Genomic DNA, 13,954 nt, shown 5'->3' with positions numbered 1-13,954 from the left:
TTAAACCCCCCCCCCCCCGACTTTTTTGCAAGTAAACAGCCCCATCCATCATCACTCTATAGTCCTACACTTTTTCTCATAGTATCACTCTCATCAAAAAACATCAAAATATGATATACTAGACTGAGTTATAGCTATTAGAAAGAGGAAAAACATGTCTTTTGACGGATTTTTTTTACATCACATGACGGCTGAGTTAAGGGCCAATTTAGAAGGTGGGCGGATTCAGAAAATCAACCAGCCCTTTGAGCAGGAAATTGTTCTGAACATCCGCAGCAACCGTCAGAGCCATAAGTTGCTCCTGTCCGCCCACTCGGTTTTCGGGCGGGTTCAGCTGACTCAGTCGGACTTTACCAATCCCAAGGTGCCCAATACCTTTACCATGATTCTGCGGAAATACTTGCAGGGTGCCATTATCGAGGAGATTCGTCAGTTGGACAATGACCGCATCTTAGAATTTTCAGTGTCCAACAAGGATGAGATTGGCGACCATATTCAAGCTACCTTGATTGTGGAAATCATGGGCAAACACAGCAATATCATCTTGGTGGATAAGTCTGAACAGAAGATTATCGAGGCAATTAAGCATGTTGGTTTCTCGCAAAATTCCTACCGAACCATTTTGCCAGGCTCCACCTACATTCGTCCACCGGAAACACATTCTCTCAATCCTTATACGGTGTCTGATGAGAAATTGTTTGAAATCTTATCGACTCAGGAACTGAGTCCAAAAAATCTCCAACAGGTCTTTCAAGGTTTGGGTCGGGATACAGCTTCTGAACTGGCCAGTCATTTGCAGACAGACCGCCTCAAGAACTTCCGTGCCTTTTTTGACCAGGCAACACAGCCTATCCTGACAGACAAATCCTATGCTGCTCTGCCATTTGCCAATAGCCCTGAAAACCAGCCACACTTTGAGAGCCTGAGCAGTCTGCTGGACTTCTACTATCAGGACAAGGCGGAGCGGGATCGGGTGGTCCAACAGGCCAATGAGCTAATCAAGCGGGTGGCCAGTGAGTTAGAGAAGAATCGCAAGAAGCTGGTCAAGCAAGAGCAGGAATTGGCGGATACGGAGACGGCGGAGTTGGTGCGGCAAAAGGGCGAGCTCTTGACCACCTATCTGCATCAGGTGCCCAATGACCAGCCGAGCGTGATTTTGGACAACTACTATACGGGCGAGGAGCTGGAGATTGAGTTGGATGTGGCTTTGACTCCTAGCCAAAATGCCCAACGTTACTTCAAGAAGTACCAGAAACTCAAGGAGGCGGTCAAGCACCTGACCAACTTGATTGAGGAAACCAAGGCGACCATCGTCTATCTGGAGTCCGTTAACACCATGCTGGAACAGGCTAGTCTGGCAGAGATCGACGAAATCCGTGAGGAATTGATTGAAACAGGTTACCTCAAGCGTCGCCACCGTGAGAAAATCCATAAGCGTCAGAAGCCTGAGCGATACTTGGCGACGGACGGGAAGACCATTATTCTGGTAGGAAAAAATAACCTGCAAAATGATGAGCTGACCTTCAAAATGGCCAAAAAAGGCGAACTCTGGTTCCACGCCAAAGACATTCCTGGTAGCCACGTGGTCATCACAGACAACTTGGATCCAAGCGACGAGATCAAGACAGATGCGGCGGAGTTGGCTGCCTACTTCTCTAAGGCAAGGCATTCTAACTTGGTTCAAGTCGATATGATTGAGGCCAAGAAACTGCATAAGCCAACAGGTGGTAAGCCAGGTTTTGTGACCTACCGCGGTCAGAAGACCCTCCGTGTCACCCCAACAGAAGACAAAATAAAATCCATGAAAATCTAGTTCATGGATTTTTCTGTATTGAAACCTACTCCGCCTTATCAATATCTTCTCTGACTTCCTTTGCATTGAACTTAGCGAAAAGATATTGGCGGTCTTGAACAGGAAAACGTTGGTCTAGTTGATCTACTGGCCCCACTTCCACCATTCCTTCTGAGATAACATAGTCCATGACATGCCCGCCAAATGTCAAATCATCCGAAATAAAATGCAAATGATAGCCAGCCACACTGACACCATGGAAAATCTCTGGCGTCCAAATACCAACAATGGTACCTGAAATGTTCTCAGCGGTATACTCAGGCTGGCGACTAGCCACTTCCGCAAAACGAACATCAGAGGCCGACTTTGGAATCATACGCACATGCATCCGAGCGAAAGTCCCCTTGATTTTGATGGAGCGAAAAAGATTTTCCCCATCGTAATAGGATTCAATTCGCTGATGCAATTCATCGCTGGTCATTTCAAAGCGCTGTTTGAAAATCACTTCTGCCTCATGGAAAATGACCGCTGCATAGGGAACTTTCATATCAACAGGAACTTCAACCACTTCTGGTTTCTCCCCTGCTCCCTTAGCCTGATAGGCCTTTCCATCCAAAACAATCAGCTCGCCGTCAATAGAATCCAGGGTTCCCAAGCCCAAATCACCATGCTCCAGCAGCTCACCGACTGTCAATGAACCACCGTAAAGTCCAGCCATCAAGGCACCGAGTGTATTGTATTGAAATAATCGATTTACTTGCATAACCTACTCTTCATTTAAAAATTCTTGCATGGCTAAATCGTCTGGCACCAATTGGATATAACGGTTTGCCTGCTCTCTTGCCTCATCCAAACGACCAAGCTGACGTAAAAGGGCTACATAATCAGCCAGAAACTCTGGGTTTGCCGCTAAATCCCCAGCTAATTCCTCATAGAAAGCAAGGGCTTCTTCTTCCCTTTCCAATGCCTGATAGGCCTTTGCTACATTCCAACGCGCCAAGACATTCTCAACCTCTTCATCAAATAAAGCCACAACCTCTTCAAATCGTTCCTGTTCAAGATACAGATTGGACAAGCGCAGAGCTAGTTCGTTACTATCATCTGCCACCTCTTTTGCCTGTAGAAGATAATCTTCTGCCCCCGCCTCGTCATGCAATTCATAAGCATACTGAGAAGCCTGAAGCAAGAGATTGGCATCAAAGTCATTTTTAGCCAAGCCTTTTTGTGTCATAGCCAAGGCTTCATCAATCTTATGCTCGGCATGAAGCGACTGTGCATAGGCATATTCATAGCCCTCAAAATCAGGATTGATCGTATCCAACTGTTTGAAGTAGAGATTTGCCTTTTGGTATTCTTCTCGTTCAAATAGCAGAGCTGCCAATTCAAAGACCGTCTGATCATCGTATTCCAACTCAACAGCTTTTTCCAAAAATTCAATGGCCGCTTCAAATTTCCCTAAACTTGCATAGGCAATACCAATTCGCTGATAGGTAGAAACTCCCGTTAATTCGTACATTTCCCGATTGTCTAACTGGGCATAGTAGGAAATGGCTTCCTTAAATAATTCCAGTTCCATATCCAATTCTGCTAAGCCAAAGAGGATAATGGGTTCATCTGATAAGTGACTTGCTTCTAACAATTTTTCACGCGCCACATCAGACAAGCCTTCTGCCTGATACAAATCCGCCTTGACCAACAAGGCTTCTACATAGGCTGGACTGTCTTCCGAAATTTCCTCCAAATAAGCAAACGCTTCTTCGACCATGCCGTCTTCAAAAGCAATCTGAGCCAGATTGAGGACTACCTCAGGATAGGTTTCCTTGAGTTTGTCATAAATTTGTGCAGCCTGAGGGAAAAAACCAATACTTTCCAGATAGGCAGCCAAGGACAAAAGCGTTTCACTGTCATCTTGCACCAAGGCGCGCCTGAAATACTTATCTGCCTTGACTAAATCCTGCTGGTCCAAACAAGCCAACATTTTTTCACTATTGTTCATTCAAAACCTCGTTCTTTTCTTCATTATATAAATGACTATTTGCTTTGTACCACTCAAATACTGCCTTGACTAACACTTTAATAGATGCATAAATTGGAATCCCTAAAAGCACCCCAAGAACTCCATACATTTGACCAGCTGTTAAGAGTACAAACAAGATGGTAATCGGGTGAATATTCAAAGAAGAACCAATGATTAGGGGAGTTACAAATCGCCCTTCAATAGTTTGTTCCACCATAAAAACAATTAAAACCTTAACCAGCATGATTGGACCAGCAATCAATCCTAAAATAACAGCTGGAATCATGGCCAAGAAAGAACCCAAATACGGAATTAGATTGAGGAAACCAGCCATCACCCCCAAGGTTATTGGATAGCTAAGACCAATGATTGAGAACATCACTGAGAACATCAGGGCAACAATAATCGCAACGGTCACCTGACCACGAACATAGTTTGATAATTGCCCATTCACATCTGATAGTACTGTTCCAATCGGTTCTCTCCACTTGGTTGGTAGATATTGGGTGATGTGTTTATTCAAATACTGACCATCCCGTAACAGATAAAAGAGAATAAAAGGCATAATCAAAATAGCAACAATAATCTGCGAAGCGGTTGAAATCAAATTACTTGCCCAGTTTACAGCACTTGTTGAAAATTTTTGCGCATAAGCAACGATCTGATCATTGACCTTATTTAACAATTCCAATGCAGTAGGACGAAATTGTTCAAATCTTTGGTCCTGCAATAAGCTCGTCACTTGCCCTTCGATTTTCTGGATATTCGAAGGAAGATTTTGCGCAAAGGATGTCACTTGCTCTTGAATACTCGGAATTGCCACCGCCAGTCCCCATATAATGAGAAGACTGATTAAAACAAAGAGAATGGAAATACCAACTGTACGAGAAATTTTATGCTTTTCCATCCAGTCAACCATCGGATTTAATAGGTAATACAAAAGACCTGTTAAAATCATCGGTAACAATACAATTTCTAAAAAGCTTCCTATTGGTCTGAATAAAAAACTAATTTTACTAAAAATAAATATGGTCAAAAAAGTCAGCAAGGTTACTAATAAAAATGTCACCGCTTGGCTATTCAAAAACAAGCGGAAAAACCAAGTCAGACTAAATTTTTGATGCTTATCCTCCATCTAATACACTCCTAGTCTTTTTTTCTATTGTAACATGGAGAAAGGATTTTTGTAAAAATCAACTACAGAATTTATACGACTTTCTCAGAAAAACATGGTATAATTTTATCAATCATTTCCAAAAAGGAGAATCCTATGACTATCTATTTCGGTACCTACACAAAACGTGAATCAAAAGGAATTTATAAAGCAAATTTTGACTCTGAAACAGGACAACTTAGCAATCTAGAATTGGTCACTGAAGAACCTAACCCTACCTACCTTGCCTTTGATAAGGTCGGACATCTATACTCCGTCGGCGCTGAAAATGGTCTAGGAGGTATCGCTGCCTTTAATGCTGACTATACTCTACTCAACCATGTTGTATCAGAGGGCGCACCACTTTGCTATGTCGCTGTAGATGAAGCAAGAGATTTAGTTTATGGCTCCAATTTCCACAAAGGGCAACTACTTGTTTATAAACGTTTGGCGGATGGTTCGCTAGAATTAGCTGATGTCGCTCAACACGAAGGATCTGGACCGCACGAAAACCAAGCTTCCGCCCATGTTCACTTTTCTGATTTGGCGCCCGATAAATTTTTAGTAACCTGTGATTTAGGATGTGATCAAGTGGTAACCTATAAGGTATCTGACCAAGGAAAAGTAGAGAAAATCGCAACCTATCAGGCTGCGCCAGGAAGTGGTCCACGTCACATTGTCTTCCATCCTGTCGCAAAAATCGCCTATCTCATCTGTGAACTCAATTCAACTATTGAGGTGCTTATCTACGACGGCTGGGGACAATTTGAACACCTACAAACTGTCTCTACTCTCCCAGAAGACCATACTGGTTTCAACGGTACTGCCGCTATTCGCATCACAAAGGATGGTAAATTTATTTATGGCTCCAACCGCGGAAACGACTCTATCGCAGTCTACAAAACGCTTGCTGATGCCAGCTTAGAATTAGTTGAAATCGTCCCAACAAATGGTAAAATCCCACGCGATTTCATTCTAAGTCCAGATGAAAAGCATTTGATTGTTGTCCATCAAGATTCTGACAATGCAACTGTATTTGAGAGAGATGCCGAAAATGGCTGTTTGACTGAGCTTTCACACGATTTCTATGTTCCTGAAGCAGTTTGCGTTACATTTTTATAAGTCGTTTCAATTGTGAAATCCGTCCAGTTTTGGTTTAATAGTCTCATAGGAGGTGATTTCAACATGAATCCAGTAGATCTTTTTAACCAAGTAAAAGAATTGATTGCAAACAAAGACTTTGATGGTGCAAAACAATTTATCGAAGAAAACAAGGACCAATTCGGTGAATACCTTGAACAAGCAAAGGGGCTCTTGTCAGGTTCTGAAGGCGTAAACGGTCTTTTGGACAAGGTTAAAGGCTTGTTCTAATACATGTAAAAACTAGGCTGAGAATGTTCAGTCTAGTTTTTTTGTTTGTTCAAAAATATTTGTTATCTCTTGCAATGAAGGAATTACCCAATCACTCTTCAATTTTTCATTTTCACTGGCATGCTTTCCAAAACCTGTCAGTATCCGTACAGTCCACATTCCCAAAGATTTAGCAGGCAGAATATCATGATCATACCTATCCCCAACATAGACAACTCTATCGGCAGGGATATTCGCTTTTTGCAAGGCAAGTGTGAAAATAGTTGTATCTGGTTTAGATAGTCCAACCTCTTCAGAGAGGATAACGAGTTGAAAATAAGACTCAATTCCCCACTCTTTAAGCAGTTCTCTAATACTACTAGACTGATTGGCAACAATCCCCAATCGATAGTTTTGTGATAACTTCTCTAGAGCATCTATTGTTTCAGGATACAGGCTCACACCCTCATTTGTCCATAAAGGACGTGGCTCGGTCGGTGCAAAATAGTGCCAGGTCGCACGAATGGTATCCAGCGACTTATGAGCATACTCCACCATTTTCTTTTTATAAGAATCTGATGAAACCTCTATATCCAGAGACTCTAACTTCTTCACACACTTGTCTATATAATAATCATAAGCAGCCTCTTCATCTAAAAGCGTCGAACCCAAATCAAAAAATATCCACTCTATCATCCCACTCTCCATCTCTTTTCAATATGAGAATACTTAAGTTGATCTGCCTTTTTAGAATACCATTTTATCAATATCAAGGCAAAGAAAATTCCCTAGGAAAACCTAGAGAGTTTTACTAATCCCTCACTTTGTTAGCCCGAAAATAAATTAGCACACTGTACATAGAAAAACAAGTCCGAAAATCTTCGGACTTGTTTTTACTATAACCCTCGTTATTCTAACTCGGGGATAAATTAGTACACTGTACATAGAAAAACAAGTCCGAAAATCTTCAGACTTGTTCTTACTATAGCCCTCGCTATTCTAGCTCGGGGATAAATTAGTACACTGTACTAATTTATTTTTTCAAGTTGTAGAATGAGTTCAAGCCTTTGTAGACTGCAACTTCACCAAGTTGATCTTCAATACGAAGCAATTGGTTGTATTTAGCGATACGGTCTGTACGTGACAATGAACCAGTCTTGATTTGGCCAGCGTTAGTTGCAACTGCGATGTCAGCGATTGTTGAATCTTCAGTTTCACCTGAACGGTGTGATACAACTGCAGTGTAACCAGCTTCTTTAGCCATTTCGATAGCTTCAAATGTTTCAGTAAGAGTACCGATTTGGTTAACTTTGATAAGGATTGAGTTAGCAGCACCTTCTTTGATACCACGTGCAAGGTAGTCAGTGTTTGTTACGAAGAAGTCGTCACCAACCAATTGAACGCGTTTGCCAAGACGCTCAGTAAGAGCTTTCCAGCCATCCCAGTCGTTTTCATCCATACCATCTTCGATAGTGATGATTGGATATTTGTTAACCAATTCTTCAAGGTAGTCGATTTGTTCTGCAGATGTACGAACAGCAGCGCCTTCACCTTCGAATTTAGTGTAGTCGTAAACTTTACGCTCTTTGTCGTAGAATTCAGATGACGCACAGTCGAAACCGATCATGATGCCGTTTTCGCCAGCTTCGTAACCAGCAGCTTCGATAGCTTCGATGATTGTTTCAACACCGTCTTCAGTTCCTTCGAACTTAGGAGCGAAACCACCTTCGTCACCAACAGCTGTTACCAAACCACGAGCTTTCAAGATTTTCTTCAAAGCGTGGAATACTTCAGCACCCCAACGAAGACCTTCTTTGAATGAAGGAGCGCCAACTGGCAAGATCATGAATTCTTGGAAAGCGATTGGAGCGTCTGAGTGAGAACCACCGTTGATGATGTTCATCATTGGAGTTGGCAATACTTTAGTGTTGAATCCACCAAGGTAAGTGTAAAGTGGCACTTCAAGGTAGTCAGCAGCAGCACGCGCAACAGCGATAGAAACACCGAGGATTGCGTTTGCACCCAATTTACCTTTGTTAGGAGTACCGTCAAGAGCGATCATAGCGCGGTCGATAGCTTGTTGATCACGAACGTCAAAACCGATGATAGCGTCAGCAATCACGTTGTTCACGTTGTCAACAGCTTTTTGAGTACCAAGACCAAGGTAACGAGATTTGTCACCGTCGCGAAGCTCAACTGCTTCGTGCTCACCAGTAGAAGCTCCTGAAGGAACCATACCACGTCCGAAAGCACCTGATTCAGTATAAACTTCAACTTCAAGTGTAGGGTTACCGCGTGAGTCAAGGACTTCGCGAGCGTAAACATCAGTAATAATTGACATTATATTACTCTCCTTTGAGTTTAAAATTGTTACATAGCTATCATACCCTAAAAGAAGGGATTTTTCAAGAAAAAACAGGTTATTTTACTGAAAGAAATAATGTAAACGCCTTCCTTTTCAAAGTTAACTGAGTATGTTATACTGAAACCATGAACGATTTAAATACTACCATACTACAGAAAGCCTCTGGCGAAACACGATTCAATCCAGATGAACAACGTCTATACATGGGAACCTATCGCGAACGGGTTGTCCTGCTCGTTTCCTTTGACGATTTGAGTAGTGAAGTCGTCGGAAATAAGTTCGATACAATTTGCCAAAAACTAGCAAACAGCTACTCTCCTCTATTCCTCAAACTCTCGCCAGCCCTGTCTGACAAGCAACAAATTTCACTACTAAAAATTGCTCAGAACTTCGGCATTACTACCGCTATCATCGATGAAAAAATAGGACAGTCTCCCTACGCACTTGTCTTTCACACAAATCACGCTGTGGATAATGAAAAAGTTAGCTTAGAATCCATATTTCCAAATCTTATCTCAAAGCCAGAAGAAAAAAAGGAAGATGCAAAATCTTCCTTCTGGAAAAAATTATTTGGTTAGACTGATTTATCAATAAAGCAGTATAAATATTAAAGTAAAAATAATACAGGTTAGACAAAGGATTCCTAGCAATCTGCCTCTTTCATTTTTTTCATTGAAAAAGAACATTGCTCCATTTGCCTTTATTACATTCGTTTCCATTCCTCTTTCTTTTTCGGAAAGTCTCAAAACGAATACTAGCTTTGCAAGACAAATAAAAATAAATAAGATAATAGCCACATATTTCACTAATTCCATCTTTGTTGGCCTCCTAACTGAAGAATTCTTGCCACCTGTTCTGCCGTGCGGACCAGGTTTTTTTCTGCTTTTTGAAGCGTGTCCTCCAAACTTTCAACGCTTGCAATGATCGGAAAAGCGGCGCAGATATTTTCAAAAGGAAACTCGGGAAGATCGTCTTTGAGGCTACCACAAATTGCAATGATGGGAATCCCAGTCGGCGTACGTCTAGCTACTCCTATCGGAGTCTTCCCTGATAAGCTTTGGGCATCCATCCGCCCTTCTCCGATCACAACCAGATCCGCTTTGGCGACGCGATGATCAAAATCCAACTGGTCCAAGACAAAGTCGATGCCTTTTTGAATGCGAGCACCAGCAAATTGGACTAAACCTGCTGCCATACCTCCTCCAGCACCCGCTCCTGCTAAATCGAGTAGCATTGGATTAACTAATTTATAAAAGGACTCCATTTTCTTGTCTACTGGTTCAAATTCAGCAGAGGAAAGACCTTTCTGACCTGCAAAAACAAATGTGGCTCCCGCTGGTCCACAAAGCGGATTCTCCACATCCGTTACCAAATCAATACTGACCTGAGATAAATCTACCAACATATCCTCTGTGGAAAAACTGACAATCTCCCCGATATGAGCTCCAATTGCCTCTACTTCTTTTCCCTCTCGATTATAAAATTTCACTCCTAAACCTGCCGCCATTCCGATACCACCATCATGACTAGCAGAGCCACCTACTCCTATAAATATTCGTTTAACACCATTTTGAACGAGCTCTACAATCAGCTCCCCAACCCCTTGTGTCTTAATAAAGAGAGGACTCCTTTTTCCATGCGGGATACTTGCCAGCCCTACAATCTTAGCCATTTCAAAAACCGCAAGATCATCTTTAACCGCATAGGAAACCTTAATTTTATCTCCAAATGGACCTGTCACCCAAGTCTGGGTTACATCCAAGGATAAGGCCTGCATTAGACTCTCAACTGTCCCTTCGCCACCATCTCCTAGGGGAATTAAGTCATACCCTGCTTGTGGATAAACCTTAGAAAATCCTTTTTTAATCGCTTCAGCAACCTTTGTAGCTGAAAGAGACTCTTTAAATGAATCCGGAGCAATGAGAATATGCATGATACTAACCTCCTTTATATTATTAGTATATCACACTACTATTCAGCTTTCAATAAATCTTTTCTGTTTTTCATCGTCTGTGTTATACTGAAAGAAAGGAGATAAGTATGTATCAAACTATATTATTTGACTTAGATGGAACACTTACTGATTCTGGACAAGGAATCTTAAACTCCGTCGCCTACGCACTAGAAAAAATGGGAATCGAAGAACCAGATACAGCCAATTTAAACCGATTCATCGGCCCGCCACTCTATGAATCTTTTTCACGATTCTACCAACTCAGCCCTGAAGATACACAAAGTGCAGTTGATGCTTTCCGTGTCTATTTTAAAGAAAAAGGAATGTTTGAAAATCAACTCTATCCTGGAATCATCCCTCTGCTTGAAGAATTGAGAACAGCTGGAAAAACACTAGTAATTGCTACCTCAAAGCCAGAAATATTTGCCAAACAGATCCTAGAACATTTTGGTATCGCTCACTACTTTGATGTCATTGCCGGTGCTAGTCTGGATAGTAGTCGCATCAGTAAGGCGGACGTCATCAGCTATGCTATAAATCAATTAGAAGCATTTCCAAACCATGCTGTGATGATTGGAGATAGAGAACATGATATTGAAGGAGCACGCAAACACCAACTTCCCGCCATCGGTGTTCTTTACGGCTATGGGAACAAACAGGAATTTGAAAAGGCTGGGGCCACCATGATAGTCGAAACCGTCCAAGATTTGAAAAGGATTTTACTGACAACAGAATAAAGAGGCTGGGCAAAAAGACCAACTTCGCTTCTCAGGGTTCGTGTCAACATCTCAGCGCAGTGGTTGATTGGCAGATTTGTTCGTGTTTTACACTCCAAATCTGACCTAATCAACTGTGCGGGGGCGGGAAGACGAACTCTTTTTTTGACCAGTCGAGTTCTTTCCCGCTCCCATTATTTACTATCTAAAATCTCTATTAGTTTATAGAGATTTTTTTCATTTATTTGGTAGGGCGCCTGTTCTTGGACAATCGGTTTTGCACAGAAAGCTACTCCAATTCCCGATCGTTGAATCATTGGTAAATCATTTGCTCCATCCCCCATGGCAATCGTTTGAGATAGACTCAGCCCATTTTCTGTCGCCCATTCTTCTAAACATGCTTTTTTAGTATCTTTCGTTACAATTTCACCCAATACTTGTCCCGTCAATACTCCATCTACTACTTCTAATCGATTAGCCCGAACATAGTCTAACTCTAACTGTGCAGCTAGTCGATCAACTGTTTCATGAAACCCGCCTGAAACGACTGCTACCTTGTAGCCCCGCACTTTTAATTCTGAGACTAACTCTGCTGCTCCAGGCGTAAAGTGGATTTTTTTGATAATTCGATCAAACACAGAAACAGGCAGTCCCTTTAACAACGCCACACGTTCACGTAAGGCTTCTTCAAAATCCAATTCCCCACGCATAGCACGTTCGGTAATTGCTGCAACTTGCTCTCCTAAACCGGCCTCTTCTCCAAGTAAATCTATTCCTTCTTCCAAAATTAATGTTGAATCAACATCCATAACTAATAATCCAGTTGTCATCTCCAATATTCCTTTCAAAGTATAAAAATAAAAAGCCAAATGGCTTTTTATCTAGTAGCGAATGGCTTCGCGAGTTTTTTCGTATGAACGTACAAAACGCTCTGTTACACCAGGTTCAACTGTTTCCAAAGCAAATGAAATTTCTTCAAATGCTGCTTGGTAATCAAAATCCTTTTCAAAAATTGATAATGAACGGTTAAATGCTTTTTGCACACTTTCATCGAATGAACGATAACGGTTAGAGTATTGTAGCAACTGCTCTGTTAAAGTCGCATTTTGCACAATCAAATACGCTAACTCTTCCAATTGATTCATATCATACGTTGCATTTTCCAACAAACGGTTAACAACTTCGATATTGATTCGTTTATAGTCTAACTCGGCAATCAAGGCTTCCACATGATCGCTCGTTCTAAAGAAGTTTGTTAAAAATTCAGCTGGAATTCCTGGAAGGTTGCGTTTTTCCATATAACGCTTAAGGGTATGCAATTTGTTGATATAAAGTGTAGCTTTCTTACGCGCTGTGTTCTCTGACAATTCTTGTGATTTCAGATAGTCAGCTAAAACAAGCTGCTCCTCTTCGATTTCTTTCAAGCTTGCCAATGAATGATCCAAACGCTCTTCCAAAATAGAATATGCAACTTGTGGATTTTCAATGTCTTCCACACTTTCTGTAACAACAATTTCAATCGATTCCAAACGAGCTTTAAGCTGATTGATACGTGAAAGTTTGCTATCTGCCAGCAAGTAAGTTGCATTTAGGCGTTGGCTTTCCTCATCCAAGAGCTGTGTATTTTGGACAACATGCTCCAAGAATTTTGGCAAGTTTTTACTAATCTTAACAGCTTCCTTATTCGCTTCGATTTCACGATTGAAGACTTTATACAAATGATCAATTTTTGCTTGAATTCCCTCATTTTCAGCTTCTGCGGCATCCAAATCAAAGGAAACAATCAAAGCAGTATTTTCACGAATTGAAACGCGAATATTTTGGAACTGTGACTCGATGTTAGCTTCTGTGAACAAATAATTCTGCTCAACCAGTTTACGATAGCCCGACTCCAAATCTTCCAACTGGTCTGGAAAATCTTTGGTCACCTTCTCAATCAAACTTGGAATGCGATCCATGATTTGATTGAGAGCAATCATATGCTCTTCAGTCTTATCAAGGATTTCAGAAGCTTCAATCGGGTCACCTGAGGAATTGAGCATCACAAATTCAGAAAACTCAACTTCAATATTTTTCAATTGTTTCTCAAGTTCTGGTAGTGTCTCACCGTAGCTATCTGGATTTTCACGAACAGCTTCCTGTAAACTATCGAACAAGTTTAACGCATGTTTTACGCGACCAGAGTTTTTCTCTTCTTGCTCCTTCAACTCCATCAAACCATGACGGATAGAGGCGATGTCTTCTTCAATTAAATCAATTTGGCTTTCGATACTGTCGATAGCATTCTTTGCACTCACAAAGCGAAAGGCATTGTTATAGCCTTCTGCCTCAAAGATATGATTTTCAATGTCGGCAAATGAATTGAGCGACAAATCAACCCATTTTTGATTCCATTCACGGAATGACACCTGACTTTGACCAATCAAATGAAGTGCTTTGACAGCTTCGACTTCTTCATTAACTGGAAGGTTAAATAGCTCTTCCTTACGTTCTTCCAATGCAACCAAAAGGTTGTCATTTCGTTTACGAACAATCAGGCAAGCTACATAGGCAATGATTAAAATAATAACAATCGAAACGATTAAGATGATTGTTCCTGTAGGCATG

Annotated in this window: 14 protein-coding genes; 5 read left to right on the top strand and 9 right to left on the bottom strand. The window is 41.4% G+C overall.

Annotation, left to right across the window (positions count from 1 at the left end; all coding sequences use genetic code 11):
• Positions 1 to 154 precede the first annotated feature (154 nt).
• Positions 155 to 1,813 (top strand): Rqc2 family fibronectin-binding protein, encoded by a 1,659-nt coding sequence (locus SST62_RS0105230; protein WP_029186564.1) that lies wholly within the window; start codon positions 155 to 157, stop codon positions 1,811 to 1,813.
• A 25-nt stretch (positions 1,814 to 1,838) separates the two neighbouring features.
• On the opposite strand, the gene budA is transcribed toward SST62_RS0105230, so the two are convergent.
• The 3 genes from budA to SST62_RS0105215 are packed head-to-tail and all read right to left on the bottom strand — an operon-like array spanning position 1,839 to position 4,944.
• Positions 1,839 to 2,555, bottom strand: a complete 717-nt coding sequence (gene budA, locus SST62_RS0105225; RefSeq protein ID WP_029186563.1) for an acetolactate decarboxylase — start codon at positions 2,553 to 2,555, stop codon at positions 1,839 to 1,841.
• Positions 2,556 to 2,558: 3 nt separating this feature from the next.
• Positions 2,559 to 3,788: a tetratricopeptide repeat protein gene (locus SST62_RS0105220; protein WP_029186562.1), complete on the bottom strand. Its 1,230-nt coding sequence runs from the start codon at positions 3,786 to 3,788 to the stop codon at positions 2,559 to 2,561.
• Positions 3,778 to 4,944 (bottom strand): AI-2E family transporter, encoded by a 1,167-nt coding sequence (locus SST62_RS0105215; RefSeq protein WP_029186561.1) that lies wholly within the window; start codon positions 4,942 to 4,944, stop codon positions 3,778 to 3,780. The genes SST62_RS0105220 and SST62_RS0105215 overlap by 11 nt, the downstream gene beginning before the upstream one ends.
• A gap of 135 nt (positions 4,945 to 5,079) precedes the next feature.
• On the opposite strand from SST62_RS0105215, the gene SST62_RS0105210 reads away from it, so the two are divergent.
• A complete protein-coding gene (locus SST62_RS0105210; protein WP_029186560.1) occupies positions 5,080 to 6,084 on the top strand; it encodes a lactonase family protein in 1,005 nt (334 codons plus the stop codon).
• A 63-nt stretch (positions 6,085 to 6,147) separates the two neighbouring features.
• Positions 6,148 to 6,333 (top strand): hypothetical protein, encoded by a 186-nt coding sequence (locus SST62_RS0105205; RefSeq protein WP_002935693.1) that lies wholly within the window; start codon positions 6,148 to 6,150, stop codon positions 6,331 to 6,333.
• Between the two features lie 27 nt (positions 6,334 to 6,360).
• Here SST62_RS0105205 and SST62_RS0105200 read toward each other — a convergent pair whose 3' ends face one another.
• Both SST62_RS0105200 and eno read right to left on the bottom strand, forming a co-directional pair.
• On the bottom strand, positions 6,361 to 7,008 hold the full coding sequence (locus SST62_RS0105200; protein ID WP_029186559.1) for an HAD family hydrolase: 648 nt from the start codon (positions 7,006 to 7,008) through the stop codon (positions 6,361 to 6,363).
• 337 nt (positions 7,009 to 7,345) lie between these two features.
• Positions 7,346 to 8,653, bottom strand: a complete 1,308-nt coding sequence (gene eno, locus SST62_RS0105195) for a surface-displayed alpha-enolase (RefSeq protein WP_002935704.1) — start codon at positions 8,651 to 8,653, stop codon at positions 7,346 to 7,348.
• A 149-nt stretch (positions 8,654 to 8,802) separates the two neighbouring features.
• Between eno and SST62_RS0105190 the strand changes: the two genes are divergently transcribed.
• Positions 8,803 to 9,255, top strand: a complete 453-nt coding sequence (locus tag SST62_RS0105190; RefSeq protein ID WP_029186558.1) for a DUF1694 domain-containing protein — start codon at positions 8,803 to 8,805, stop codon at positions 9,253 to 9,255.
• 9 nt (positions 9,256 to 9,264) lie between these two features.
• On the opposite strand, the gene SST62_RS0105185 is transcribed toward SST62_RS0105190, so the two are convergent.
• Both SST62_RS0105185 and SST62_RS0105180 read right to left on the bottom strand, forming a co-directional pair.
• Positions 9,265 to 9,492 carry a hypothetical protein gene (locus SST62_RS0105185; RefSeq protein ID WP_029186557.1) on the bottom strand — a complete coding sequence of 76 codons (228 nt, stop codon included), beginning with the start codon at positions 9,490 to 9,492 and terminating at the stop codon, positions 9,265 to 9,267.
• Positions 9,483 to 10,610, bottom strand: a complete 1,128-nt coding sequence (locus tag SST62_RS0105180; RefSeq protein WP_029186556.1) for a glycerate kinase — start codon at positions 10,608 to 10,610, stop codon at positions 9,483 to 9,485. Before SST62_RS0105180 ends, SST62_RS0105185 begins: the two co-directional genes overlap by 10 nt.
• Before the next feature lie 107 nt (positions 10,611 to 10,717).
• Between SST62_RS0105180 and SST62_RS0105175 the strand changes: the two genes are divergently transcribed.
• Complete coding sequence (locus SST62_RS0105175; RefSeq protein WP_029186555.1) at positions 10,718 to 11,368, top strand: HAD family hydrolase; 651 nt, start codon at positions 10,718 to 10,720, stop codon at positions 11,366 to 11,368.
• Positions 11,369 to 11,541: 173 nt separating this feature from the next.
• On the opposite strand, the gene serB is transcribed toward SST62_RS0105175, so the two are convergent.
• Positions 11,542 to 12,177: a phosphoserine phosphatase SerB gene (gene serB / locus SST62_RS0105170; RefSeq protein ID WP_029186554.1), complete on the bottom strand. Its 636-nt coding sequence runs from the start codon at positions 12,175 to 12,177 to the stop codon at positions 11,542 to 11,544.
• Positions 12,178 to 12,228: 51 nt separating this feature from the next.
• Positions 12,229 to 13,953: a septation ring formation regulator EzrA gene (gene ezrA, locus SST62_RS0105165; protein WP_029186553.1), complete on the bottom strand. Its 1,725-nt coding sequence runs from the start codon at positions 13,951 to 13,953 to the stop codon at positions 12,229 to 12,231.
• Between the last annotated feature and the right edge of the window lies 1 nt (position 13,954).

It is taken from the genome of Streptococcus suis YS56 (assembly GCF_000440115.1).
GTDB classification, from domain to species: Bacteria; Bacillota; Bacilli; order Lactobacillales; family Streptococcaceae; genus Streptococcus; species Streptococcus suis_L.
Note: the sequence above shows the minus strand (reverse complement) of the source record. Positions and strands in the feature narration are given on the sequence as shown.

What these genes read in the sequence shown, in the direction of transcription:
- SST62_RS0105230 (WP_029186564.1), top strand. Translation starts at nt 155, where the DNA reads ATGTCTTTTGACGGATTTTTTTTACATCACATGACGGCTGAGTTAAGG.
- budA (WP_029186563.1), bottom strand. Translation starts at nt 2,555, where the DNA reads ATGCAAGTAAATCGATTATTTCAATACAATACACTCGGTGCCTTGATG.
- SST62_RS0105220 (WP_029186562.1), bottom strand. Translation starts at nt 3,788, where the DNA reads ATGAACAATAGTGAAAAAATGTTGGCTTGTTTGGACCAGCAGGATTTA.
- SST62_RS0105215 (WP_029186561.1), bottom strand. Translation starts at nt 4,944, where the DNA reads ATGGAGGATAAGCATCAAAAATTTAGTCTGACTTGGTTTTTCCGCTTG.
- SST62_RS0105210 (WP_029186560.1), top strand. Translation starts at nt 5,080, where the DNA reads ATGACTATCTATTTCGGTACCTACACAAAACGTGAATCAAAAGGAATT.
- SST62_RS0105205 (WP_002935693.1), top strand. Translation starts at nt 6,148, where the DNA reads ATGAATCCAGTAGATCTTTTTAACCAAGTAAAAGAATTGATTGCAAAC.
- SST62_RS0105200 (WP_029186559.1), bottom strand. Translation starts at nt 7,008, where the DNA reads ATGATAGAGTGGATATTTTTTGATTTGGGTTCGACGCTTTTAGATGAA.
- eno (WP_002935704.1), bottom strand. Translation starts at nt 8,653, where the DNA reads ATGTCAATTATTACTGATGTTTACGCTCGCGAAGTCCTTGACTCACGC.
- SST62_RS0105190 (WP_029186558.1), top strand. Translation starts at nt 8,803, where the DNA reads ATGAACGATTTAAATACTACCATACTACAGAAAGCCTCTGGCGAAACA.
- SST62_RS0105185 (WP_029186557.1), bottom strand. Translation starts at nt 9,492, where the DNA reads ATGGAATTAGTGAAATATGTGGCTATTATCTTATTTATTTTTATTTGT.
- SST62_RS0105180 (WP_029186556.1), bottom strand. Translation starts at nt 10,610, where the DNA reads ATGCATATTCTCATTGCTCCGGATTCATTTAAAGAGTCTCTTTCAGCT.
- SST62_RS0105175 (WP_029186555.1), top strand. Translation starts at nt 10,718, where the DNA reads ATGTATCAAACTATATTATTTGACTTAGATGGAACACTTACTGATTCT.
- serB (WP_029186554.1), bottom strand. Translation starts at nt 12,177, where the DNA reads ATGACAACTGGATTATTAGTTATGGATGTTGATTCAACATTAATTTTG.
- ezrA (WP_029186553.1), bottom strand. Translation starts at nt 13,953, where the DNA reads ATGCCTACAGGAACAATCATCTTAATCGTTTCGATTGTTATTATTTTA.